This window comes from Pseudomonas sp. PGPPP4, assembly GCF_002256045.1.
Lineage (GTDB): Bacteria > Pseudomonadota > Gammaproteobacteria > Pseudomonadales > Pseudomonadaceae > Chryseomonas > Chryseomonas oryzihabitans.
The window spans coordinates 238,377-260,896 of record NZ_NKID01000003.1; the positions used below are offsets into that span (position 1 = coordinate 238,377).

Below are 22,520 nucleotides of genomic sequence, written 5' to 3' on the forward strand. Positions count from 1 at the left end.
CTCCTAACCCGAGACGCAAGGGCCACATGGTCGGGACGCTCTGCAGTAGGGGAGGGTTCCAAGAGTACAGGGAGTACTTTCGCACTCGCGGCGGACTGGGCTGGTTACGACCACACCCCTGAATTCGACCGGTTTCGTCTCTAGCGAAACCTGCCGACGTCAGGGGTGTTGTCGTTTGGGAGAGGCAAAAGTCGGACGTTCGGCAGGCCTCAACCCTGCCAGAAGGCGTCCCACCAGGAACGTTCGCCGCGAGCATCTTCCAGGACCACGGTACAGGTGGTGCCGGCCGCCAGCAGCAGGCCCTCGGGCAGCGGGTCCAGGGCGATGCGCACCGGCACCCGCTGCGCCAGGCGTACCCAGTTGAAGGTGGGATTCACATCGGCGGTGAGTTCACGACTCTGGGGGTTGTCCCGGTCATAGATGCCGCGGGCGATGCTTTCCACGTGGCCCTGCAGCGTCTGGCCGCTCATCAGGCGCATCTCCGCCGCTGCACCGACCCGCACATGGGGCAGCTTGGTCTCTTCGAAATAGCCATAGACCCAGAACGAATGGGCGTCGATGACGGCCAGCTTGGGCGCGCCCGCGGCGGCATAGTCGCCCTTGAACACCGAGAGGTTGGTGACGTAGCCGTCCACGGGGGCCAGCACCCGGGTGCGCTTGAGGTTCAGGCGCGCCGATTCCAGCTGGGCCTGGGCCTGGCGCAGATCGGCCTCGGCGGCCAGGGCCGCGCTGCTGGCGTCTTCACGATTCTCGCGAGAGACCACCAGGCTGTCGATGTCGGCGCGGCGGCGGGCGTTCTGCTGACGCATGGCCAGGGTGGCCTTGCGCGCGGCGACCGAAGCCTCGGCCTGATGCACGGCGATCTCGTAGTGTTCCGGATCGATCTGCAGCAGCAGGTCGCCCTTGTTGACCCACTGGTTGTCGCGCACGGCGATCTCGGTCACCAGGCCCGCCACGTCGGGCGCAATGGTGATGACCTCCGCGCGCACCCGGCCGTCGCGGGTCCAGGGATCGTTCATGTAGTGCACCCAGAGCAGCCGACCGAGGATCAGCGCCAGGCAGACCACCAGCAGGGTGAAGAGCACGCCGAAGAGTTTCTTGAGGATCATGGCAGGAGTCCTAGCGATAGACGCACAGCGCCAGGGCGCAGTAGAGGCAGATGAACAGGGCCAGGCGCAGCAGCGCCGGATGCCAGACGACGTGATAGAGACCGACCGCGGCGAGCACCCGGTCCAGCGCCCAGGCGAGCAGGGCGGCGACCAGGAACAGCACCGTCACGGTGGGCAGGTAGAGGCCGTGGAAGGCGATTTCACGTGGCATGGGGGATCTCGAGATAGCGGGCCAGCGGCCCCTGGGGATCGAGCAGGGCGCTGCGGATGAAGTGCAGGTCGCTTTGCACCTGGCGCAGCGGCGACTCGTCATAGGGCAGTTCCGGCGGTTCGGTCACGACCGTCACGGCGGCCAGGGCCGCATCCACCGCCGCCAGCGCCCGGCGCAGATGTTCCGCGCCGGGCTTGAGGAAGAGACGCACCAGGGCGCGTCCGAGCACCCGGATGGCCTGGCGCCAGGCGCTGCCCTCGGCATAGCGTGGCGCGTTCGGCAGGCGCGCCTGCAGCTGGCGCAACTCGATCACCGCATGGCCGATTTCCAGCACCGCGAAGGCCCAGCCGATCAGGCGCCGCTGCGCCTCGCCGCGCCCGGCGCTGACGCCATAGGCCTGGTTGAGCAGATCGCGGGTCTGGCCCTCGAAGGCCGGTGCCAGGTGCGGCAGCGGCGCGCTCACCGCCCGCACCAGCTGTTGGCGCAGGTCCCGTTCCAGCCGGCGCCACAGCCAGGGGCTGTTGGGCGGCAGCAGCACCGCAGAGACCGCCGCGGTGATCACCATCGACAGGACCACGGCGATGCCGTTGTTGATGAAGGCGTAGGCGTCGTAGACCGGCGGATTGTCGGGAATCGAGGTGAAGCAGAAGAACACCAGGCAACCCAGGCCATAGCCCATCCAGCCCGGGCGCAGGGAGATCCAGGTGCCGAGCATGAACACTGGCGCCAGGGTCAGCAGCAGCAGTGGCAGGCCGGTGATCCAGGGAAAGACGAAGAAGGTCAGAAAGAAGCCCAGCACCACGCCGCCACTGGCGCCGACGGCCATCTGCAGCGCCGTGCGCTTGGGATCCGGCGAGGCCGAGGCCAGCGCCGAGACGGCCGCGGCGTTGAGCGCCAGCATGCCGCCGCTGGGATAGGCACTGGCGATCCAGAAGGCGCCCAGCACCAGCACCAGAAAGGCGCTGCGGATACCCGTGACCGCCGCGCCCAGGGCATTGGCCTTGGCCACGAAGCGCGGCTTCCACTGCTCGCGACTGTGCCGCGGCGCGGCCAGGGAAGCGTGGGTCTGCAGATAGCCGTGCCATTCGCCGGTGAAGCGAAAGAGCAGCTCCACGGCGGTCTCGAAGTCGCGCCGGTCGGTTTCGCTCAAGGGCGGCAACTCGGCGCGCAGGGCACGAATGCGCGGCCGCAGCCCCTGGTGCAGCTGTTCCAGACGCGCCGCCGCCGTCAGGGCCGCGCGGTCGGTGAGCGCCTGGCCGCGCCATTCCTCGAACAGTTCCAGCAGCGGCGCCCAGAGGCGTTCGAGGGCCGTCAGTGGCAGCTGGGCGTCGCGTTCGCGCAGGCGCATCAGCAGGCGGCTGAGGGCATGCAGGCGGGTGGTCAGGCCCATGAATTCGGCGTTCAGCCGGGCCAGGCGGCCGCTGCGCATGCGCATGTGCGGGTCTTCGAAGGCCGAGGCGCTGCGCAGGCTTTCCAGCCCCACCGCTTCGGCGGCCAGGCGCACGCCCGCGGCTTCCAGGGTGGGCCGGTCGAGCCGACCGCGCAGGACGTCGGCGGCCAGTCCGGCGAAGCCGCCCATGCGCCGATAGAGGGTCGCGCGCATGGCCGTGGCGCTGGTCTGCGGAAAGACCGCCGCACTCACCGCGCCGCTGCAGAGCACGCCCAGGGTGATGGCCAGCACTCGCATCACCGCCGACATGAAGGCGGTGTCGGCATTGAGCGCGGCAGGGATGCCGATCAGCGCGGCGGTATAGCCGGCCAGCATGCAGGCATAGCTGCGAAAGTCCCGGTAGCGCGCCGAGCCGGCCACGCAGAGGCCGATCCACAGCGCCAGAAAGATCAGGAAGGGCACCCGTTCCTGGGCGAACAGGGCGATCAGCACCAGCATCACCGCCAGTCCCAGCAGGGTCCCCATGACCCGGTAGAAGCTCTTGGCCAGGACCTGGCCGCTCTGCGGCTGCATGACGATGAACACGGTGATCACCGCCGAACTGGGGTGCGGCAATTGCAGGCGCATGGCCAGCCAGAGGGTGAGGCTGGCGGCGAGCAGCATCTTGGCCTGGTAGAGCCAGAGGCTGCCGTCGCTGCGCGCCCAGGCGCCGAGGGCCTGGCGCAGCGGCGCGCCGGTGGCGGTGCCGGTACTCACCGGGGCGCTCGCTTGACGGCCACGCGCGCCGGTACCAAGTCGTGGTCGCCCGGACCGCGTTCGAGGTCCGCGCCGCCGCCGAGGGCGACCAGGGCAGCGGCCTGGGCGGCCAGGCGCAGGGCATGCACCTGGGCGGTGACCCGCTGCTGGGCGAACAACCGGGTCTGGGCGTCGAGCACGTGCAGGTAGTCGGTCAGGCCGCGGCGAAAGGCCTCGCGGGCGATGTCGTAGGTGCGCTGGGCTTCCTGGCTGGCCTGGTCGGCCAGGGTGGCCTGCCTGGCCGCCGAGTCGGCCTTGATCAGGGCGTCGGAGATGTCCTTGAGGGCGTCCACCAGGGTCTGGTTGTAGGCGCTGACGGCCATGTCGTAGGCCGCCGATTCCGCGCCGAGACGACTGCGCAGAGCGCCGCCATCATAGATCGGCAACGAAAAGGCGGGGCCTATGAAGGAGCCGGTCTTGGCGTGGGTCAACATCTCGCTGAGGCGACCCAGGGTCAGGAACTGGCCGACATTGGCCACCAGGTCGATGTTGGGATAGAAGCTGGCGCGGGCGACGTCCACGCCCTTGGCCGCGGCGGCGATCTGCCAGCGGCGCGCCACCACGTCCGGGCGCTTGCCGACCAATTCCAGGGGCAGATTGCTGGGCAGGCGTGGCGCCGCGCCCAGGCTTAGCCGCGGGCGCTGCAGGCGGGCACCGGCACCCGGGCCCTTGCCGGCCAGGGCAGCGAGCTGGTTGCGATCCAGCGCCAGGGTCTCGTCCAGGGCTTCCAGCTGGCGTTCGGTCTCGGGCAGCAGGGCGCGCGCCTGGCTGACCTCGAACTGGGTGCCGAGGCCACCGTCCAGCTGGCGCTGGGCCAGGTCGGCCAGTTGCCGCTGCTGCTCCAGGGTGGCGGCGAGGATGTCGCGCTGATCGTGGTGCAGGGCGAAGCCGATGTAGCTGCGGACGATGTTGCCGGTCAGCTCCAGTTCGGCCGCGCGCACCTCGGCGGCGGCCTGATGGGCCTGGTCCAGGGCCTGGGCACTGGCGTCGCGCTCGCGGCCCCAGAAGTCCAGGGCGTAGCTCAGGCCCAGTTCGGCATTGTTGTTCCAGGTGGTGCGATCGGCCAGCTCGCCCGGGCCATAGAAGCCGTCGGTGGGCCAGCTGTAGCGCTTGAAGGCGCCCTTGCCCTCGACCTGCAGGGCTTCGCGGGATTCGGCCAGGCCGGCCAGGGACTCGGCGCGGCGCACCCGGGCGGCAGCCGTGGCCAGGCGCGGGTTGTCGGCCAGGGCGGCGCTGATCCAGGCATCCAGCTGGGGATCGCCATAGGCGCACCACCACTGGCGTTCGGGCCAGGCGGCCTGGCCGGCGGCGGCCTGGATGGCGGCGTCGGTGGCCAGCGCCTGATCGTCGAGACGCTGCGCCTGGGGTGCGTTGTGACCGGTACCGATACAGCCGGCCAGCAGGGTCGCGAGGGCGACTACCGAGAGCGCAGGCCAGGCTCTGCTAGAGAAAGGCGACACGTGGGGGTCCGTTGGCAACGAGGCCATACCGGCGTCTGGCCTGAGACGGCGCAGCGCGGCTGGCGAGATGAGCTGGAACTGAAGAGGATGCCTGTAGCAAACAGCCGCGAACCGAGTGGTCAACGGACGTTACCATTAGGCTGCTAACGATTCTATAAAATTCCAGGGTGGCCGATTAGCGCGCGAACCGGCGAATCTTTGTTTCACATACTGAAATAATATGGAGAATGACGCTTTTCCCGATTGTCGAGGCGGCATGGACACCCTGCACAACATGCGCGTTTTCGTCGCCGTGGTGGAGAGCGGCAGCTTCACCGGCGCGGCCCAGACGCTGCAGACCACCACGGCCCACGTCTCCCGGGCGGTGGCCCATCTGGAAACCCATCTGCGCACCCGCCTGCTGCACCGGACCACGAGACGCATCGCCCTGACCGAGGCCGGCCAGCGCTACCTGGCGCGCTGCGAGCAGATCCTCGCCTATGTCGAGGAGGCCGAAGCCGAGGCCGGGCATGCCCAGGCACGGCCCGAGGGACGGCTGCGGGTGCACAGCATGACCGGCATCGGTCAGCACTATGTGATCCGCGCCATCGCCGGCTATCGCGCCCTGCACCCCGAGGTGCGCTTCGACCTGACCATGGCCAACCGCATCCCCGATCTGCTCGAAGAGGGCTTCGACCTGGCCATCGTGGTGGCGGCCGAGCTACCCGATTCCGGCTTCGTCTCCCAGCAGATCGGCCACACCTACAGCATCCTCTGCGCCTCGCCGGCGTACCTGCAGGAGCATGGGCAGCCGCAGACGCCGGCGGAACTGGCCAACCACGCCTGCCTGAGATTCATCAGTCCGGTGGTGTCCTTCGACCGCTGGCAGTTCGAGGGCCCCAACGGCCCGGAGACCTATCGCATCGGCGAGACCCCCTTCCAGGTCAACGTCGGCGACGCCATGACCGAGGCCCTGCGCCAGGGCCTGGGCATCGGCGTGCTGCCGCTCTATTCGGCGGTGGACGGCCTGCGCGACGGCAGCCTGGTGCGAGTGCTGCCGGCCTATCGCCTGCAGCGGCTCAATGCCTATGCCCTCTATGCCTCGCGGCAATACCTGGATGCCAAGATCCGCACCTGGGTGGCCTATCTGCGCGAACAGATCCCTGGGGCGCTGGAAGCGGACGAGGCCTTCGTGCGCGCCGTCAGCGAAGTCGTCGGACAATCGCATTGAGGTCGGCGGGGCGCTTGGACTAAGCTCGGGGAGACCGGGCCGCGCGCCGGGTCATAGTTAGTAAGCTATTGAAATATCGCCCGGTATCGCGGTCCTGAGGGCGACAGGACGGCTGCTCGACGGCACGCTCCGCTATCGTCGAGGTCCATGTCCCGAAGTCGGTGGCCACGCCGACGGACCGCCGTGCAGGACGGCCGGATCACGCAGGCGGTCAGGGACCGCCGTCAGAGTTTGAACAGACTCTAAACGCCACGGGAGTCCAATGAGCGCCCCAGCAGGACCCACTCTGAGATTCGCCGACCAGCCGCTCAAGGGCATCGCCCTGATCTGCCTCGCGGTCTGGCTGTTCGCCTCCCACGATGCCCTCTCCAAGTACCTGTCCGGCTTCTATCCGGTGGTCATGGTGGTTTGGGCCCGCTATCTCTCCCACACCCTGCTGATGATGGGCATCTTCATCCCGCGCTCGGGGCTGGCGGTGATCCGCACCAAGCGACCGGGTCTGCAGGTGCTCAGGGCGCTGTGCCTGATCGGCTGCAGCCTGTTCTTCACTACCGGGCTGCGCTACCTGCCGATGGCCGAGGCCACCGCGGTCAACTTTCTCGCCCCGCTGATGGTGACGGCGCTGTCGGTGCCGCTGCTCAAGGAAACCGTGACCCGCAGTCAGTGGGCGGCGGTGCTGGCCGGCTTCATCGGGGTGCTGATCATCGTGCGGCCGGGGGGCCAGCTGTTCACTCCGGCGGTGCTGCTGCCGGTCTGCTCGGCGGTGTGCTTTGGTCTCTACCAGCTGCTGACGCGCCTGCTCAGCGGCATCGACAGCCCCACCACCAGCAACTTCCTTACCGGCATCATCAACACCCTGGTGCTGAGCAGCGTGGTGCCCTTCTTCTGGGAGATTCCGACCCTGACCCATGGCTTCATGCTGGCGCTGCTCGGCCTGTTCGGCATGTCCGGCCACCTGCTGCTGACCCAGGCCTTCCGCTATGCGCCGCCGGCGCTGCTGGCACCCTTCAGCTACGGCCAGATCGTCACCGCCGGCATCATCGGCTATTTCGTCTTCGGCCATGTGCCGGACAGCGGCGCGCTGATCGGCATCCTCATCATCTGCGCCAGCGGCCTGGCGGTGGCCTGGCAGCAGAGTCGCAAGGCGTCCAAGGCCAAGAAGGCCCGGGCGGTGCCGGCGGCGCAACCCGAGGCGCTGCCGGAGGTGGTGGCCGATGCCGCCACGGGCGCTCCGGCTCAGCGCAGTCCGTAGTCGGCGATGATGCCGACGAGGATCGCCAGCCCCGCCCAGTGGTTGTGCAGGAAGGCCTTGAAGCACACCAGGGGATCACGGTCGCGGGTGACGTGGAATTCCCAGGCGAAGCAGCCGGCCGCCACCACCAGGCCCAGGTAGAAGGGCAGGCCCAGGCCGAAGCGGCCGCCGGCCAGCGCCAGGCAGAACAGGGTCAGGCCCTGCAGGGTGGCGATGATCACCCGGTCGGCGTCACCGAACAGGATGGCGGTGGATTTCACCCCGATCTTGAGATCGTCTTCGCGGTCGGCCATGGCGTAGTAGGTGTCGTAGCCCACCGTCCAGATCACATTGGCGACGAACAGCAGCCAGGCCGCCGCCGGTAGCTCGCCGGTCTCGGCGGTGAAGGCCATGGGCATGCCCCAGGAAAAGGCCGCGCCCAGGACCGCCTGGGGGTAGTAGGTGTATCTCTTCATGAAGGGATAGAGCGCCGCCACGCCCAGGGCGCCAAAGGACAGCCAGACCGTGGTGGCGTTGGTGCAGAGCACCAGGCCGAAGCTGAGCAGCACCAGCACGGCAAAGAACAGCAGGGCTTCCTTGGGCGAGATGCGCCCGGTGGCCAGGGGGCGATTCTTGGTACGGGCGACGTGGCCGTCGAAATTGCGGTCGGCGAAGTCGTTGATCACGCAGCCGGCCGATCTCATCAGCACCACGCCGAGCACGAAGATCAGCAGATTCTTCAGACTCGGCACGCCCTCGGCGGCGATCCACAGCGCCCAGAGGGTGGGCCAGAGCAGCAGATAGATGCCGATGGGGCGATCCAGCCGGGTCAGCTGGACGAAGTCGCGGATGCGCTCGCGGCGGGGGCGCGTGGCGATCACCCGGGCGCTGGGCTCGGGGCCGCGGGGCGCGGCGGGACGGCGATCACGGGGACGGGAGGCGTTCTTTTTCATCGGACGGCTGCATGGCGAAGGGCCCGGCGATTATAGGGGCCCTGGGCTTTCGCCGCTGCCGTCGTGATGAGTCGACCCGCCCTCGCGCCGCGCGTGCGGCCAGAAGGCCGGCAGGAAGACCTCGCCCACCAGGATCGCCAGGGGACCGCGCTGGAACACCGAGCGCCGGGCCCAGCAGGGCCTGGTGGCCGTCCCTGCGGGCAACCAGGCCAGCGGATAGCGACAGGCCTCCAGCGGTCCGCGGACAAAGGCCGGCGCCTGGAACAGCCAGTGGCCGAGGGGGCGCTCGCCCAGCGCCGCCAGGTCGAAATCCGCCGCTTCCAGGGCTTCGCGCGCCGCCACGCTGCGGGCGAAGACCCAGGCCTCGCCGCCGCCACGCAGCCAGACCTCGCGCACCCAGCCCGGGCTGGCCGGCGGCACCTCCAGCGCCTGGCACTCGTCCGGCCGCAGCGCTTGCCAGCCCTCGGCGATCACCTCGACGGCGAAGCGCCCGCCACTGAGGGCGGTCAGGCGTTCGGTAAGGGAGCCGCGGTCGGCATAGAGCCAGCCGCACGGCGCCTCGGCATAGTCCGGCTCCGCACCGGCCGCCGCCTGGGTCCGCCAGCGCGGGGCGCCGTCACAGGCCCCAGACATTGCCCAGGGTGCTCAGCAGGGAGGGCTGGGTACCTTGCTTGCCGAGATAGCCGAGGATCACCTGGGCGAACTGGCTGGTCATGCCGCTGTTCATGCCCAGGGCGTTGAAGGTCTTGTCGACGTCCTGGCGGCTGTCGACATTGCCCAGCAGGCTGCCCAGCGGACTCTGCTTGGCGTCCTGACCACCACCGCCGAGCAGACTGCCCAGGCCGCCCAGTTGCGCCAGGCCGCCGGTGGCATTGGCGCCGGCCAGTTGGTCCAGTCCCGGCACGGCCTTGGCCAGCTGGCGATAGTCGTTGCCCACCAGCTGATTCTTGGCCAGGCCGAGCAGGGCGCCGGTGCCGCCCACCGCCTGTTGCGGAGTGACGTTGAGCTGGCTGGTCAGCGCCTGCAGCAGGCCCTGGGCCTGGGGCGTGGCCGCCGCGGCGGCGGTGGCCTTGGCGTTGTTGTTGCCATTGGCGCTGTTGTAGGCGTTGACGGCGTCGTTGAGGTTGAAGGCGAACACCGGGCTGGCGGCGAGCACCAGCGGCAGGGCGAGAACGGACAGACGCATGGGCGGACTCCAGCGGATTGCGTGAAAGGTCAGAGGATAACCCGGCGGCGATGACCACAGACTGAACGGCGTCCCTGCAGGGAGCGGACGCTGCGGTTATCATCGCCGTTTTGCCGGGAGAACCGCGATGCTCAACGGGTTGTGGCTGGGCTTCTTCATCGTTGCCGGGATCAGCGCCTTCGGCCAATGGCTGGTCGCCGGCAACGCCGGAGTCTTCGCCGCCATGGTGGAGAGTCTGTTCGCCATGGCCAAGCTGTCGGTGGAGGTCATGGTGCTCCTGTTCGGCACCCTGACCCTCTGGCTCGGCATCCTGCGCATCGCCGAAAAGGCCGGGCTGGTGGACGCCCTGGCGCGGCTGCTCGGGCCGCTGTTCGCCCGGCTGATGCCCGAGGTGCCGCGCGGCCATCCGGCATTGGGGCTGATCACCCTCAACTTCGCCGCCAACGGCCTGGGCCTGGACAACGCCGCCACGCCCATCGGCCTCAAGGCCATGCGCGCCCTGCAGGAGCTCAATCCCAGCAGCACCACGGCGAGCAATGCGCAGATCCTCTTCCTGGTGCTCAACGCCTCTTCGCTGACGCTGCTGCCGGTGACGGTGTTCATGTACCGCGCCCAGCAGGGCGCCACCGATCCGACCCTGGTGTTCCTGCCGATCCTGCTGGCCCACACCTGCGCCAACCTGGTGGGGCTGTTCTCGGTGGCCTTCATGCAGCGGCTGAAACTCTGGGATCCGGTGGTGCTGGCCTGGATCGGCGGCGGCGCCCTGGCCTTCGGCGCCTTCGTCGCCTTTCTCTTCACCCTGACCGCCACGGCGCTGGCCGGGTTGTCCTCGCTGCTCGGCAACCTGACCCTGTTCGGCATCATCCTGGCGTTCATGATCCTTGGCGCCCTGCGCAAGGTGCCGGTCTACGAAGCCTTCGTCGAAGGCGCCAAGGAAGGCTTCGACGTCGCCAAGTCGCTGCTGCCCTATCTGGTCGCCATGCTCTGCGCGGTGGGGGTGCTGCGCGCTTCCGGCGCCCTGGAGGCCGTTCTCGAAGGCATCCGCCATGCGGTGACCTTCCTTGGCTGGGACACCCGCTTCGTCGAGGCGCTACCCACCGCCCTGGTCAAGCCCTTCTCCGGCAGCGCCGCCCGCGCGCTGCTGATCGAGACCATGCAGACCCATGGCGTGGACAGCTTTCCGGCGCTGGTGGCGGCGACCATCCAGGGCAGTACCGAAACCACCTTCTATGTGCTGGCGGTGTACTTCGGCGCGGTGGGCATCCAGCGCGCCCGCCATGCGGTGGGTTGCGCCCTGCTGGCGGAATTCACCGGGGTCACGGCCTCGATCCTGATCTGCTACTGGTTCTTTGGCTGAGCCTTGGGCTCCAGCTCGACCATCCACTCGTCCTGCACCATGCGCCGCTGGCGGCGCGTGGTCAGCTGCTGGGTCTGCCAGTCCTCGGCGATCAGCGCGCAGTAGTGGCCGTCGTGCTGGCCGAGGCGGAAGCGCCGGCGCACCCCGATGGGGTCGTGATCCGAGCCATAGAAGGCCACCGCGCGGATCTCCAGGCCCTCGAACACCCAGCCCTCGGGCGGCCGGTGGTCTTCCAGGGTCAGGCCGTTGTACTCGGCGGCGCGGCGAATCAGGCCCTGGAAGGTGCCGATGTGGGTGAAGTCGCCAGTGTTGAGCGGTCCCTGGTGGGTGGCCTGGCCCAGCACCAGATCGGGATCGACGTCATCCTGGCCACTCTCGCGGATATCGGTGACATCCGTGTAGAGCGTCTCGCGATTGGTCTTGAGGATCACCGTGAGCTGGTTGATGAACACCGGCTCGGCGCTCATGTTGGACAGCAGGCAGAGGGCGCCCACGCCCTTGCCGGCGCCGCGGTTGATGATCAGCCGCGGCTGACGCTGGCGCTTGTAGTTGTTGAGCAGGAGCTGCGCATAGAGCACCCAGACGCCCAGGGTGCAGCACTGGGCGAAGAGCGTGAGGACTTGGGAATTGTCTTTCAACCACTGGAACATGGGAGCACTTCGCTGAACGGAATGACCATCGGAAATACCGTTCGGGTTCCAGGTTCCACCGCTTCGCTGGCCAAAGGGCCGCGCTGAGAACATCGCCACAGCGCGGGCGTCCAAGCCTGAGAGGTCATCACGCCAAGGAAAACCGCCATGCTGCGTCTATCGCTCCTCTGCTGCACCACCCTGCTGAGCACCGCCGTGCTGGCCGAACCCCTGTCCTGCGATCAGCTCAAGGCCGACATCGAGGTCAAGATCCAGTCGGCCGGGGTGACCGCCTATACCCTCGAAGCGGTCCCCAATGCCGAGGTGCGCGATCCCAACATGGTGGTGGGCAGCTGCGCCAACGGCACCTACAAGATCCTCTACCAGCGCAACGACTGAACTCCCGGACCGGGAGACAGACCGTTCATCCGCTGGATGCTTGTACAGTTCCGCCTGGCTTAGTACTGTTTGCGCATACAGTATTTAGCCAAGAGGGTAATGCCATGTCGCCGTTCGCCCGGATTCGCCAAGCTCTGTCCCTTGCCCAGCCCGCGCCGCGCTGGATGGAACGCGAGGATTTCCTGCGCATGAGTCGCCAGCTGCGCGAGCAGAAGGGTCGCCCGCTGGCGGTTCGCACCCAGGACCGCAGCCAGGACGACTGGCTCAGCGTGCCCGCCTAGTAGCCCGTCGTCTGACCGTGCCAGCCGCTTGGCCTGCCGTGATCAGAAAGGCGAGCAGATGCCGCGCGCGGAACTCACCAGTTCGCGCGGGCCGTCGTAGAGGGTGATCTGGCCCTGGCCAAAGGTGTTCTCGGCCTCCAGGCGATAGCGCCGGCCGGCCTGGAAGTCCGGATAGTCCAGTTCCAGATAGCACTGGATCTGCAGCGGTTCGCGCCAGCCGAAGCGCGAACCGAAGCCACCGCCGCCATAGAGTTCGTAGCGATAGCTCACCTTGAGGCTGTGGCTGCCGGGGGTGAGCTGGAAGTAGCGGCCGTCGTCGAGACGCTTGCCGTCCTGGGCCTCGGCCAGCAGCGAGGCGCCCACCGCGGGTTCGCGCAGCACCAGATCGACCCACGCCTGGTGGGGATCCTTGGGGGGCAGCGGCGTGGTGCAGCCGCCGAGCAGGAGCAGCAGGGGGACCAGCAGGCGCAGGCGCATGGACGGCGACTCGCGACAGGAAGATCAGCCGAGTCTACACGTCGCCGCAACGACTGGCAGTGCTACGCGCCACTTCCTGGTTGCGCTCGTCATAGAGGCGCGCCCAGGGCCGCCAGCCGGTCTGGCCGGCTTCCAGGCGATAGCGCTCGCCCGCGGCGAAGGCCTTGTAGTTGAGGGTCACCAGGCAGGTGCGCGCCAGCGGATCGGCCACCTGGGCGCCGATGTTGGTGGGCTGCACCTCGAACTGGTAGCGTACCTGCAGATCGTGGCTCCCCGGCCAGACCTGGAAGTAGCGCCTGTCTTCGAGATCCTTGCGGTCGGCGCGCAGGGCTTCCAGCTTGGCCTTGCCGTCGCTGTCCAGATCGATCCAGGCCTGCGCCGGATCCGGCTTGGGCAACGGCCACAGGGAACAGCCACCTAGGAACAGCACAGGCAACAGCAGGCACAGTCTACGCATGACGGCTACAACTCCGGGCAGGGAAGGGCGCGCCACCCAGCCAGGCACCCTGCCTGCGCAACGCACGAGCCGTTGGCTGGCGCTGCTGTCCCTCGCGATCGGACTGAGCGGTTGTACCTCGGTCGGGTACTACGGTCAGATGGTACAGGGCCAATGGGCGCTGATCCGTGATCGCGAGCCCATTGCGACGGTCGTCGCAGATCCCGCGCGACCCGCCGTCCTGCGCGAACGCCTGGCTGCCGCGGCGGCGGCCCGCCGCTTCGCCAGTGCCGAGCTGGCCTTGCCCGACAACGCCAGCTATCGCAGTTTCGTCGAACTCAAGCGGCCCTTCGTGCTGTGGAACGTCTTCGCCACCGCCGAATTCTCCACCCGGCCCACCACCCACTGCTTTCCCATCGCCGGTTGCGTGGCCTATCGCGGCTACTACCAGGAAGCCCGGGCGCGGGCCGAGGCGCAGCGGCTGCAGGCCGAGGGCCAGGACACCTATGTCGGTGGCGTGCCGGCCTATTCGACGCTGGGCTGGTTCAGCGATCCGCTGCTCAGCAGCATGCTGCGCTGGGACGACGATCAGGTGGCGGCGACGATCTTCCACGAACTGGCGCACCAGCGCTTCTATCTGCCCGGCGATACCGCCTTCAACGAATCCTATGCCACCTTCGTCGAGGGCGAAGGCTTGCGGCAATGGCGCGCCAGTCGCGGTCTACCGCCGCCGGACGCGGGGCGCGAAGCCCGCTATCAGCAATTCCGTGCCCTGCTGCTGACCACCCGCGCCGACCTGGCCAGGCTTTATGTCCAGCCATTGACGGCCGAGGCCAAGCGCGCGGCCAAGGCCCGGCGCTTCGCGCAGTTGCGCAGCGATTACCAACGGCTGCGCGCCACCCCGGCCTGGCGGGACGATCGCCGCTTCGATGGCTGGATGCAGCAGCCGCTCAACAATGCGCGGCTGGTGCCCTATGGCCTGTACGAACAGTGGGTGCCGGCCTTTGCCGCCCTCTATCGGCAGCACCCGGGCAACTGGCCGGCCTTCTTCCATCGGGTCCGGCTGCTGGGCGAGCGCCCGGCGGCCGAGCGCGAGCGGGCGCTCAGGGCGCTGCTCGGGCCGGAGACAAGCCCTCGGTCCTAGCGCGGCGCCCGCCAGTTGGACCAGGCGGCGACCAGACCCAGAGCCGCCGCCAGGGCCAGTCCCAGCCGCGGGGCCAGGCTGCCATCCAGATGCAGCAGCAGCGCCAGGGCCGCGGCGCCCAGGGCCATGCCGGTCTGCCGCGCCGTGGCCTGGACACCGCCGGTGGCGCCATTGCGACCGGCCGGGGCGGCGGTCAGCATGATCCTGTTGTTGGGCACCTGAAAGAAGCCGAAGCCGATGCCGCCAAGGATCAGGCAGGGAATCAGCAGGGCGGTCGAGCGCTCCAGCGGCATTACCGCTGCCGCGGCCAGTCCCAGGGCGATGCCCAGGCCACCGAGCATGCACAGCCGCTGCGGCGGGTGGCGGTCGGCCAGGCGCCCGGCCACCTGCGCCGAGACGGCCACGGTGAGCGGCCAGGCCAGCATCAGCAGGGCCACCTGCAAGGGTACCAGTCCAAGCTGGTGCTGCAGATAGAAGGGCAGGGCGAGAAAGCAGAGCATCTGCGCGGCAAAGGAGCAGACCGAGGCCAGCACCGAATGGCGCATGGCCGGCAGCCCCAGCAGATCGACCGGCAACAGCGGCGCCGGCAGACCGCGCTCGCGGCGCACCAGCAGCACCAGGCTGGCGGCGGCCAGCAGCAGCAGGCCCACGCCCTGCAACGGCGCGGCGCCGAGGCGCTCCAGACCGCCGATGCCGGCGCAGAACAGCAGGGCGTTGAGCAGTACGCTGAGGGGATCGAGGCGGCGCTGCGCGCGGGGGCTGTCGGGCAGGTTATGCACCAGCAGCGCGATCAGCACCGCCACGGGCACATTGACGGCGAACAGCCAGGGCCAGCCACCCAGGGCCAGGATGGCGGCGCCCAGGCTGGGTGCGGCGGCCGACCCCAGGGCCACGCAGAGGGCATTGATGGCGATGCCACGGCCGAGGCGATCGCGCGGATAGGAGAGGCGGACGATACCGGCGCTGACGCACATGATGGCGGCGGCGCCCACCCCCTGCAGCGCCCGCGCAGCCACCAGGCTGGCGAGATCCGGCGCCAGGGCGCAGCCCAGGGAAGCCAGGCCGAAGATTCCGACCCCGGCGGCGAAGACCGGTCGCAGACCGTGACGCTCGGCCACCGCGGCCAGGGGAAACAGCAGGGCCACCAGACTCAGCTGATAGGCGCTGACGATCCAGACCGCCGCGGCCGCCGAGACGTCCAGGGCCTCGGCGATGCTGGGCAGCGCCAGGTTGGCGATGCCACTGTCCAGCACCGTCATGCTGATGGCCAGCAGCAGGGCGGCCACGGCGCGATAGCGGCGGGGCAGGGGCAGGCCGTCGGTGACGGCGGTGGCGGTGCTCAATCCTCGACCTTCACGTGCTGGTCGCTCTCGCCGAGCTTCCAGTAGCCGGCCGCCTTGACCCAGTCCCGCGGCAGTCCCTTGGCCAGCAGTGCCTGGCGCGCGGCGCGGGCTTGGGTGGCCTCGCCGGCGATCCAGGCATAGCCTTCACCGGGCGGCAGCTCCAGCTGCTCCAGGGCCTGCACCAGGGCATTGGCCGCGGTTTCGCGATGGACCCAGCGGATCTCGGCGGCGGCGGTCGTCGGCAGGGCGATCTCCAGGCCCGGACGGGCCACTTCGGCGATGACCACGACCCGCACGCCAGCGGCCAGCTGTTCCAGGCGGCGGGCGATGGCGGGCAGGGCGGTCTCGTCGCCGGCCAGTAGGTACCAGTCGAAATCCTCGGGCGGCACCAGGGCGCCCTTGGGTCCGCCGATGATCAGCTCGGCGCCGGGCTGCGCCTGGCGCGCCCAAGTGGTCAGCACCCCGGCTTCATGCAGGTAGAAGTCGATGGCCAGTTCGCCACGGGCGGCATCGTAGTGGCGCGGCGTGTAGTGACGGCCCACCAGCTGCTCGGGGCTGGCGGCGCGAATCGGCGTGGTGTCGGCGGGGACGAAGAGCTTCACGTGCTCGTCGAAGGCCGCGCTCTGGAAATCGGCCAGGTCGCTGCCACCAAAGGTCAGGCGCAGCAGGTCGCCACCGAGTGCTTCGCGGCGGACGACGGTTGCCCAGCGGCGCTTGAGGTCGAAGCGCACGCGCTGGAAAAGGTGAGGGGCACTGGCATCGCCCTCGCGGCTGTGAAAAGATGTCGCCATTGCGGAGGTACCATTCATTGAGGTTCCTCACTATATTCGAGGTAAGCAGCTTTCATGTCAACCGCCGCCGCCATTGCCGAAGCCTTGATGGATCTGAAACGGCAGATGCGCCAACAACTGGATGAGACCCTCAAGGCCTCCGGACTTTCCTTTGCCCGCTACAAGGTGCTCAAGGTGCTGGAACGCCTGGGCCCCTGTCGTCCGGGCGAGGTCGCCGAACAGCTGCGCCATGCACCGCGCACCCTGACCGATGCCTTCGATGCCCTGGAGCGCGACGGCCTGGTCCGGCGCGAACCCCATCCCCAGGATCGCCGGGCGCTGCTGGTCCATCTCACCGAGCAGGGTCGCCAGGCGCTGGACCAGGCCCAGGTGCCGCGCACCCAGGCCCTGGAAGCGGTCTTCGCGCCGCTGGACGCCACCGAGCAGGCGCAGTTGCTGGCCTATCTGGAGCGGGTCCGGATCCGCAATTGAGCGGCGGGCGAACTCCGCAGCGGTCGTCGCGCTCGAAAGAAGGACCCTACCGAGGAGAGCCCTCTATGAGCGACCAGCGTTCCGATGCCCACCTGGGCAAGACCCCACCCAACGAACCCGCGCTCGACGAAGCGGGGCGGCCGGTGGACGTGGTGAAAAAGGACATGGAACAGCCGGAATCGACGCCGACCGATGGTATCGACAAGGTCATCACCCCCACCGACATCAAGACCAAGGAGCAGGAAGCCGAGGAGATCAGGCGCAAGACCGCCGAGGTCGAGCGCAAGCTGGAACGCTAATGCTCCACGTGGAACCTCCGGCCAGCCGGGGCTGCCATGCGCCAGCGGCCCTGGCCGGTCATAGTCCGGACCAGGGCCCGTCATAGCGATTTTGATCGGGTCAAAAACAGGCAGGCCCCTTAGCCTGGACGCGGGTCACCCCCCTTCAGCGTCAGGAGCACCCTTGGACCAGATCGCCTTCATCGAACAACTCGCCCGCGAGGGCTTCCAGCCGCCGGTACTGGTCGAGCGCGAGGCCCTCGGTCGCCTGGACTCCCATGCTCATCCCTTCGAAGCCAAGGCGCTGGTCGTCCAGGGCGACTTGCACATCCGCACGGCCATAGGCGAGCGCCACTATGGCGTTGGCGAGGTCTTCCACCTGGCCGCCCAGGAGCCGCATTCGGAGCGCTTCGGTGCCGAGGGCGTGCGCTATCTGGCAGGTCGGCGCCTGGCCTAGCCTTCGCTGTCGTTCTTCTCGATGTCCTTGCGCTGGCGATTGAGGATCACGCAGCCGTAGATGCCGCCGCCCAGCAGCAACACGGCAAGGATGGAAAAAAGGGTCATGAAGAGGGAGTCGTTCATCGTGCTCTCCGAAAGCTAGGTCGGAGCAGTCTAGCGATTCGGCCTGTCGCTGCGAACGGCCTTTATGACGCGGTGTTGCCGATGCCAGGCGGCACCGGCAGGCACCTCAAACCCTTAGCCTTCGAGCGTGGCGTTCAGGTTGATCTTGGCGCCCTTGAGCACCTTGGACACCGGGCAGCCTTCCTTCGCCTGGTTGGCGATGGTGGTGAACTGCTCTTGGGTGGCACCGGGGATCTTGGCCTTCATGGTCAGATCGATGGTGGTGATCTCGAAGCCGTCGCCGACCTTGTCCAGGGTCACGTCGGCCTTGGTCTCGATGCGCTCGGGGGTCAGACCGTTCTGGCCCAGCAGCATGGAAAAGGCCATGGAGAAGCAACCGGCATGGGCCGCGCCGATCAGTTCCTCGGGATTGGTGCCCGGGGTGTCTTCGAAACGGGTGTTGAAGCCGTAGGCATTGTCCTTGAGCGCGCCGCTCTCGGTGGAGATATGGCCCTTGCCATCTTTCAGACCGCCTTGCCAGACCGCGGAAGCATATTTCTTCATGGAGCGTCTCCGGTTGTGGATGAGAATTCATCTAGAACCAGACGGCAGCCGGTAAGTTCGTTGCAGTCGATCCGGGACCCGCGTGGTCAACCTTTTTCGACCATCCCTGGAGGCCCCCATGAACTATCGCAATCTAGGCCGCACCGGTCTGAAGATCTCGCCCCTCTGCCTCGGCTGCATGACCTATGGCGTCCCGGAGCGCGGCAATCACCCCTGGACCCTGCCGGAAGACCAGAGCCAGCCGCTGCTGAAGAAGGCGCTGGATCTCGGGATCAACTTCTTCGACACCGCCAACAGCTACTCCGACGGCACAAGCGAAGAGATCGTCGGCCGCTTTCTCAAGGCCAACGCCGTGCGCGAGGAGATCGTGCTGGCGACCAAGGTGTACTTCCCGCTGCGCGACAAGCCCAATGTCGGCGGCCTGTCGCGCAAGGCGATCTTCGCCGCCATCGACGCTAGCCTGCAGCGGCTGGGCACCGACTATGTCGACCTCTACCAGATCCATCGCTGGGACTATCACACCCCCATCGAGGAGACCCTCGAAGCCTTGCATGACGTGGTCAAGGCGGGCAAGGCGCTGCACATCGGTGCCAGCAGCATGTACGCCTGGCAATTCGCCAAGGCGCTGCATACCGCCGAACGCCACGGCTGGACGCGTTTCGCTACCATGCAGAACCATGTGAACCTGCTCAATCGCGAAGAGGAGCGGGAGATGCTGCCGCTGTGCCGCGACGCCGGCATTGGCGTGATCCCCTGGGGTCCGCTGGCCCGCGGCCGCCTGACCCGCGACTGGGACGCCAGCACCGCGCGCACCGAAAGCGATGCCTTCGGCAAGACGCTCTATACCGCCAGTGAGGAATCCGATCGACAGATCGTCGCCGCCGTGGCGCGCATCGCCGAAGCCCGTGGCGTACCTCGTGCCCAGGTGGCCCTGGCCTGGCTGCTGCAAAAGCCGGGGATCGACGCACCCATCGTCGGGGCGTCCAAGCCGCAGCATCTGGAAGATGCGGTGGCGGCGCTGGAACTGCGCCTGAGCGAAGAAGAGATCGGTGCCCTGGAAGCGCCCTATGTGCCGCACCCGGTGGTGGGGTTCAGCTGAGGCGGGGGCTTGCCCTCACCCCGGCCCTCTCCCGGAGGGAGAGGGGGAAGAGCAGAGCGGTGCGGTTGGATGAGCCCTGGTGCCCAAGACCCTGCAGAGCTTGCTGCGCTCTTTGTAGTGAAAGGCTTTCAGGCGTACCCGAATCTCACCTTACAAAGACCAGGGCCGCTCTGCTCCCCTCTCCCTCGGGGAGGGGGGCCGGGGGTGAGGGCGTCCGGACTCAGGCGAACTGCTCGGCGATCTGGCGTTCGGCGCTGGCCAGGGCCGCGCTCTTGGCTTCGTCGCCATAGGCCAGGCCTTCGGCATACACGGTCTGGACATCGGTGATGCCGAGAAAGCTCAAAACCAGCTTCAGATAGTCCGCATGGGCCAGTCCTGTCGGCTTGCCAGCATGGATGCCGCCCGCGGTGGCGACGATGATCGCCTTCTTGCCTTCACAGAGACCCACCGGACCGGCTTCGCTGTAGCGGAAGGTGGTGCCGGCCACGGTGATGCGGTCGATCCAGGCCTTGAGCTGGGTCGGGATGGTGAAGTTGTACATGGGCGCACCCAGCACCAGGACATCGGCGGCGAGGAATTCCTGCAGGGCGCGGGCGTTGCGCTCGGCTTCGTCGCGCTGTTCGGCGCTGCGCTGCTCGGCCGGGGTGGCACCGGCGGTCAGGCTGGCGGCGGAGAAGTCGCCCAGGGCATCGTGGGCGAGGTCATGGTAGCTGACCTCCAGCCCGGGCGTAGCGGCCTTGAGGGCGGCGACCACCTTGGCGGTCAGGGCGCGGGAGGCGGAATGATCACCGAGGATGCTGGAATCGATGTGCAAGAGTTTCATGTGCGGTAGTCCTGTAGGGTTCGACGCGATGAGCCCAGACTACCGATAAGACGATCGGCTGATTAGTCGCCTAGAATGCGATGCTTCGTCCCATGGATAGGACAATCGCCCATGCAAGACCTCAATGATCTCGCCTACTTCGCCAAGGTGGTGGAAGCCGGTGGCTTCGCCGCCGCCGGACGGCTGCTGGGCATTCCCAAGTCGCGGCTGTCCCGGCGCATCGCCGAGCTGGAGACCCGCCTGGGCGCGCGGCTGCTGCAGCGCACTACCCGCACCCTGACCCTGACCACCCTGGGCGAGCGCTATCTGGTGCACTGCCAGGCGCTGCTGCGCGAGGCGGAGAGCGCCGCCGAAACGGCGGCCAGCCTGTCCAGCGAACCCCGTGGACCGCTGCGGGTGTCCTGCCCGGTGGCGCTGGCGCAGGATTACCTGCCCGACGTCGTCACCCGCTTCCTGCAGCGCTATCCCCAGGTGCAGCTGGAGATGGTGCTGGTCAATCGGCGGGTGGACGTGGTCAACGAGGGCCTCGACGTGGCCCTGCGGGTAAGGGACGTCGACGACGTGGAACCGGGGCTGATCGTGCGCCGCCTGCGCCAGGCCTCCGGGGTGCTGGTGGCCGCACCCGACTTTCTCGTCGGTCGCCAGCTGGATGCGCCGGAGGCCCTGCTGGGGGTCCCGCTGCTCGGCGCTCTTGAGCTGGATCGCCGGGTGCACCTGCGCATGGTCGGCCCCAACGGCCAGCGCCGTGAGCTGGTGCTGGAAGCCCGGCTGGGCATCGACGACTTCAACGTACGCAAGACCGCCGCCCTGGCGGGCCTCGGCTACACGATGCTGCCGCTGCTCTATTGCGAGGCCGAACTGGCCGAGGGTCGCCTGCAGCGCCTGCTGCCGGACTGGTCGCTGCCCGGTGGTCACCTGCAGGCCGCCTATGCCCACAGGCGCGGCCAGCTGCCGGCGGTACGTGCCTGGCTGGAGCACCTGGAGGACAGCTTCCGCGATCAGAGCGGGATGCCAGTGTGATCGATAGGTCGGCTTAGTCTATATTTAGTCTGTATTTGGTTTTCGCTGTGCGTCCCGGTAAGCTGAAAGCCATGCAATGACGCCTGTGTCTTCCCTAGAAGGGGCACCCAGGCATTCGGCTCAGGAGGACATCCGATGAAAACCGAAACCATCAGCTATCTGAAACGTCATGCGGCCAATCTGGATCTCGACGAGCCCATGATCGTGACCCAGAACGGGGTGCCGGCCTATGTCGTCGAGTCCTATGCGGAGCGCCAGCGCCGCGACGAGGCCATTGCCCTGGTCAAGTTGCTGGCCATGAGCTCGCGTGAGGATGACGAGGGACAGCATCAAACCGCTGCGCAGATCAAGGATCGCTTGGCTGGGCGTTTCTCGGGAGCGTGAATGAACGTGACGCTACGGTTTACCGAGTGCGCCACCCTGAGTCTGGAAGATCAGATCCATCATCTGGCCGATCACACCAGCCAGCAGAATGCGCTCGCCAGGGTTATCGGGCTGATCGAAGCCGTCGAGAGCCAGCTGCCAGCAGCGCCCCTGGCTTTTCCCGTCAGCCGCCAGGCCAGTGAATTGGGCGTACTGCATTACCGTGAATTCAATCATGACGGTTTCCGGGTCTTCTACGAGATCAAGGCCGCGGAACCGGCGGTGGTCGTGCTGCTGGTGCTCAGGCAGAAGCAGAGCGTGGAAAAGGCGCTGATCCGCTACTGCCTGCTGCGCTAGATCACCGTCGCCCAGGCCGAGGCGAGCAGCAGCGCCGCCATCCCCAGGTTGAAGCCGCGCCAGGCGCGGGTCGATTTCAGGCCCCGCGCCGCGACCCGGCCGAGCAGGGCCCAGAGGCCCAGGCAGGGTACGGACACCAGCAGGAACACCAGGGCCAGCACCAGCACCTGGTGCCAGAGATCGGCACCGGGTTCGGCATAGACGGTCACCACCGCCAGCGCCATGCTCCAGCTCTTGGGGTTGAGCACCTGCAGCCCGGCGGTGCCGCCGAAACCCAGGCGGGCACCGTCGTCCGCCACCGCGGGCGCCCCGGCGCGGGCCAGTTGCCAGGCCAGCCAGCTCAGCCAGAGCACCCCGGCCCAGGCCAGGCCGCGCTGCCAGTCGGGGTGTTGCGCCAGGGTCTGGCCAAGACCGAAACCCACCACCAGCACCAGGGCCACCGCGCCCAGGCTGCCGCCCAGCACCAGCGGCAGGCTGGCCCGGGCGCCATGGCGGGCGCTGTGGCCGAGGATGAGCACATTGGTCGGCCCCGGGGTGATGGAGGCGACCAGAGCGAACAGCAGAAAGGGCAGCAGGGACATG

Annotated in this window: 29 protein-coding genes; 13 read left to right on the forward strand and 16 right to left on the reverse strand. The window is 68.0% G+C overall.

Features of this window, described 5'->3' with window-relative positions; genetic code table 11:
* Positions 1 to 209 precede the first annotated feature (209 nt).
* From CFE50_RS06790 to CFE50_RS06805, 4 genes are read right to left on the reverse strand one after another with little or no spacing between them, the layout of a single operon-like run.
* Positions 210 to 1,109 (reverse strand): efflux RND transporter periplasmic adaptor subunit, encoded by a 900-nt coding sequence (locus CFE50_RS06790; RefSeq protein WP_027600551.1) that lies wholly within the window; start codon positions 1,107 to 1,109, stop codon positions 210 to 212.
* A 10-nt stretch (positions 1,110 to 1,119) separates the two neighbouring features.
* The gene (locus tag CFE50_RS06795; RefSeq protein ID WP_007160208.1) at positions 1,120 to 1,320 is read right to left on the reverse strand and encodes a DUF1656 domain-containing protein; all 201 of its coding nucleotides are present in this window, start codon (positions 1,318 to 1,320) and stop codon (positions 1,120 to 1,122) included.
* Entirely contained in the window at positions 1,310 to 3,466 is a 2,157-nt protein-coding gene (locus CFE50_RS06800) for an FUSC family protein (RefSeq protein WP_286732169.1), read from the reverse strand. The genes CFE50_RS06795 and CFE50_RS06800 overlap by 11 nt, the downstream gene beginning before the upstream one ends.
* Positions 3,463 to 4,965 (reverse strand): efflux transporter outer membrane subunit, encoded by a 1,503-nt coding sequence (locus CFE50_RS06805; RefSeq protein WP_286732170.1) that lies wholly within the window; start codon positions 4,963 to 4,965, stop codon positions 3,463 to 3,465. The genes CFE50_RS06800 and CFE50_RS06805 overlap by 4 nt, the downstream gene beginning before the upstream one ends.
* Before the next feature lie 256 nt (positions 4,966 to 5,221).
* Between CFE50_RS06805 and CFE50_RS06810 the strand changes: the two genes are divergently transcribed.
* Positions 5,222 to 6,175 (forward strand): LysR family transcriptional regulator, encoded by a 954-nt coding sequence (locus CFE50_RS06810; RefSeq protein WP_286732172.1) that lies wholly within the window; start codon positions 5,222 to 5,224, stop codon positions 6,173 to 6,175.
* Between the two features lie 262 nt (positions 6,176 to 6,437).
* Positions 6,438 to 7,427: a DMT family transporter gene (locus tag CFE50_RS06815; protein WP_278442806.1), complete on the forward strand. Its 990-nt coding sequence runs from the start codon at positions 6,438 to 6,440 to the stop codon at positions 7,425 to 7,427.
* Here CFE50_RS06815 and ubiA read toward each other — a convergent pair.
* Genes ubiA through CFE50_RS06830 form a run of 3 tightly spaced genes read right to left on the reverse strand, consistent with a single transcriptional unit; the run spans position 7,412 to position 9,545 of the window.
* Complete coding sequence (gene ubiA / locus CFE50_RS06820) at positions 7,412 to 8,359, reverse strand: 4-hydroxybenzoate octaprenyltransferase (protein WP_037006596.1); 948 nt, start codon at positions 8,357 to 8,359, stop codon at positions 7,412 to 7,414. The two genes, CFE50_RS06815 and ubiA, sit on opposite strands and share 16 nt — an antisense overlap.
* A gap of 30 nt (positions 8,360 to 8,389) precedes the next feature.
* A complete protein-coding gene (locus CFE50_RS06825) occupies positions 8,390 to 8,992 on the reverse strand; it encodes a chorismate--pyruvate lyase family protein (RefSeq protein WP_286732173.1) in 603 nt (200 codons plus the stop codon).
* The gene (locus tag CFE50_RS06830; RefSeq protein WP_027597285.1) at positions 8,976 to 9,545 is read right to left on the reverse strand and encodes a DUF2780 domain-containing protein; all 570 of its coding nucleotides are present in this window, start codon (positions 9,543 to 9,545) and stop codon (positions 8,976 to 8,978) included. Before CFE50_RS06830 ends, CFE50_RS06825 begins: the two co-directional genes overlap by 17 nt.
* Before the next feature lie 127 nt (positions 9,546 to 9,672).
* Here CFE50_RS06830 and CFE50_RS06835 point away from each other — a divergent pair, with 127 nt between their 5' ends.
* Complete coding sequence (locus CFE50_RS06835; protein WP_007160216.1) at positions 9,673 to 10,902, forward strand: spore maturation protein; 1,230 nt, start codon at positions 9,673 to 9,675, stop codon at positions 10,900 to 10,902.
* Here the strand turns inward: CFE50_RS06835 and CFE50_RS06840 are convergent.
* On the reverse strand, positions 10,884 to 11,552 hold the full coding sequence (locus CFE50_RS06840; protein WP_007160217.1) for a hypothetical protein: 669 nt from the start codon (positions 11,550 to 11,552) through the stop codon (positions 10,884 to 10,886). The genes CFE50_RS06835 and CFE50_RS06840 overlap by 19 nt on opposite strands.
* Before the next feature lie 147 nt (positions 11,553 to 11,699).
* On the opposite strand from CFE50_RS06840, the gene CFE50_RS06845 reads away from it, so the two are divergent.
* A complete protein-coding gene (locus tag CFE50_RS06845; protein WP_027597286.1) occupies positions 11,700 to 11,930 on the forward strand; it encodes a DUF1161 domain-containing protein in 231 nt (76 codons plus the stop codon).
* Between the two features lie 104 nt (positions 11,931 to 12,034).
* Positions 12,035 to 12,211 carry a hypothetical protein gene (locus CFE50_RS06850; protein WP_241807898.1) on the forward strand — a complete coding sequence of 59 codons (177 nt, stop codon included), beginning with the start codon at positions 12,035 to 12,037 and terminating at the stop codon, positions 12,209 to 12,211.
* Between the two features lie 42 nt (positions 12,212 to 12,253).
* Here CFE50_RS06850 and CFE50_RS06855 read toward each other — a convergent pair whose 3' ends face one another.
* Positions 12,254 to 12,688 carry a PA0061/PA0062 family lipoprotein gene (locus tag CFE50_RS06855; RefSeq protein WP_286732179.1) on the reverse strand — a complete coding sequence of 145 codons (435 nt, stop codon included), beginning with the start codon at positions 12,686 to 12,688 and terminating at the stop codon, positions 12,254 to 12,256.
* A 34-nt stretch (positions 12,689 to 12,722) separates the two neighbouring features.
* Positions 12,723 to 13,145, reverse strand: a complete 423-nt coding sequence (locus tag CFE50_RS06860) for a PA0061/PA0062 family lipoprotein (RefSeq protein WP_007160221.1) — start codon at positions 13,143 to 13,145, stop codon at positions 12,723 to 12,725.
* Here CFE50_RS06860 and CFE50_RS06865 point away from each other — a divergent pair.
* Positions 13,144 to 14,268: an aminopeptidase gene (locus tag CFE50_RS06865; protein ID WP_286732182.1), complete on the forward strand. Its 1,125-nt coding sequence runs from the start codon at positions 13,144 to 13,146 to the stop codon at positions 14,266 to 14,268. The genes CFE50_RS06860 and CFE50_RS06865 overlap by 2 nt on opposite strands.
* Here CFE50_RS06865 and CFE50_RS06870 read toward each other — a convergent pair.
* Entirely contained in the window at positions 14,265 to 15,611 is a 1,347-nt protein-coding gene (locus CFE50_RS06870) for an MFS transporter (RefSeq protein ID WP_007160223.1), read from the reverse strand. The two genes, CFE50_RS06865 and CFE50_RS06870, sit on opposite strands and share 4 nt — an antisense overlap.
* A complete protein-coding gene (locus CFE50_RS06875; RefSeq protein WP_286732187.1) occupies positions 15,608 to 16,402 on the reverse strand; it encodes a siderophore-interacting protein in 795 nt (264 codons plus the stop codon). The genes CFE50_RS06870 and CFE50_RS06875 overlap by 4 nt, the downstream gene beginning before the upstream one ends.
* Before the next feature lie 54 nt (positions 16,403 to 16,456).
* Here CFE50_RS06875 and CFE50_RS06880 point away from each other — a divergent pair, with 54 nt between their 5' ends.
* The 3 genes from CFE50_RS06880 (at position 16,457) to CFE50_RS06890 (ending at position 17,608) form a co-directional block, all read left to right on the forward strand.
* Positions 16,457 to 16,873 (forward strand): MarR family winged helix-turn-helix transcriptional regulator, encoded by a 417-nt coding sequence (locus CFE50_RS06880; RefSeq protein WP_027597291.1) that lies wholly within the window; start codon positions 16,457 to 16,459, stop codon positions 16,871 to 16,873.
* Between the two features lie 65 nt (positions 16,874 to 16,938).
* The gene (locus tag CFE50_RS06885; RefSeq protein ID WP_007160226.1) at positions 16,939 to 17,172 is read left to right on the forward strand and encodes a hypothetical protein; all 234 of its coding nucleotides are present in this window, start codon (positions 16,939 to 16,941) and stop codon (positions 17,170 to 17,172) included.
* 163 nt (positions 17,173 to 17,335) lie between these two features.
* Positions 17,336 to 17,608: a cupin gene (locus tag CFE50_RS06890; RefSeq protein ID WP_286732192.1), complete on the forward strand. Its 273-nt coding sequence runs from the start codon at positions 17,336 to 17,338 to the stop codon at positions 17,606 to 17,608.
* Here the strand turns inward: CFE50_RS06890 and CFE50_RS06895 are convergent.
* Both CFE50_RS06895 and CFE50_RS06900 read right to left on the reverse strand, forming a co-directional pair.
* Positions 17,605 to 17,733, reverse strand: a complete 129-nt coding sequence (locus CFE50_RS06895; RefSeq protein WP_007160228.1) for a hypothetical protein — start codon at positions 17,731 to 17,733, stop codon at positions 17,605 to 17,607. The genes CFE50_RS06890 and CFE50_RS06895 overlap by 4 nt on opposite strands.
* A 114-nt stretch (positions 17,734 to 17,847) precedes the next feature.
* Positions 17,848 to 18,276: an OsmC family protein gene (locus CFE50_RS06900; protein WP_007160229.1), complete on the reverse strand. Its 429-nt coding sequence runs from the start codon at positions 18,274 to 18,276 to the stop codon at positions 17,848 to 17,850.
* 118 nt (positions 18,277 to 18,394) lie between these two features.
* Between CFE50_RS06900 and CFE50_RS06905 the strand changes: the two genes are divergently transcribed.
* Entirely contained in the window at positions 18,395 to 19,375 is a 981-nt protein-coding gene (locus tag CFE50_RS06905; protein WP_286732197.1) for an aldo/keto reductase, read from the forward strand.
* Between the two features lie 220 nt (positions 19,376 to 19,595).
* Here the strand turns inward: CFE50_RS06905 and CFE50_RS06910 are convergent, their stop codons facing one another.
* Complete coding sequence (locus CFE50_RS06910) at positions 19,596 to 20,198, reverse strand: NAD(P)H-dependent oxidoreductase (RefSeq protein WP_027597294.1); 603 nt, start codon at positions 20,196 to 20,198, stop codon at positions 19,596 to 19,598.
* 111 nt (positions 20,199 to 20,309) lie between these two features.
* Here CFE50_RS06910 and CFE50_RS06915 point away from each other — a divergent pair, with 111 nt between their 5' ends.
* The 3 genes from CFE50_RS06915 (at position 20,310) to CFE50_RS06925 (ending at position 21,938) form a co-directional block, all read left to right on the forward strand.
* A complete protein-coding gene (locus CFE50_RS06915) occupies positions 20,310 to 21,218 on the forward strand; it encodes a LysR family transcriptional regulator (protein ID WP_286732200.1) in 909 nt (302 codons plus the stop codon).
* Between the two features lie 135 nt (positions 21,219 to 21,353).
* Positions 21,354 to 21,602 carry a type II toxin-antitoxin system Phd/YefM family antitoxin gene (locus CFE50_RS06920; RefSeq protein WP_027597296.1) on the forward strand — a complete coding sequence of 83 codons (249 nt, stop codon included), beginning with the start codon at positions 21,354 to 21,356 and terminating at the stop codon, positions 21,600 to 21,602.
* A complete protein-coding gene (locus tag CFE50_RS06925; protein WP_241807903.1) occupies positions 21,603 to 21,938 on the forward strand; it encodes a type II toxin-antitoxin system RelE/ParE family toxin in 336 nt (111 codons plus the stop codon). It abuts the gene before it with no gap.
* On the opposite strand, the gene CFE50_RS06930 is transcribed toward CFE50_RS06925, so the two are convergent.
* Positions 21,935 to 22,519 (reverse strand): LysE family translocator, encoded by a 585-nt coding sequence (locus tag CFE50_RS06930; RefSeq protein WP_241807904.1) that lies wholly within the window; start codon positions 22,517 to 22,519, stop codon positions 21,935 to 21,937. The two genes, CFE50_RS06925 and CFE50_RS06930, sit on opposite strands and share 4 nt — an antisense overlap.
* Between the last annotated feature and the right edge of the window lies 1 nt (position 22,520).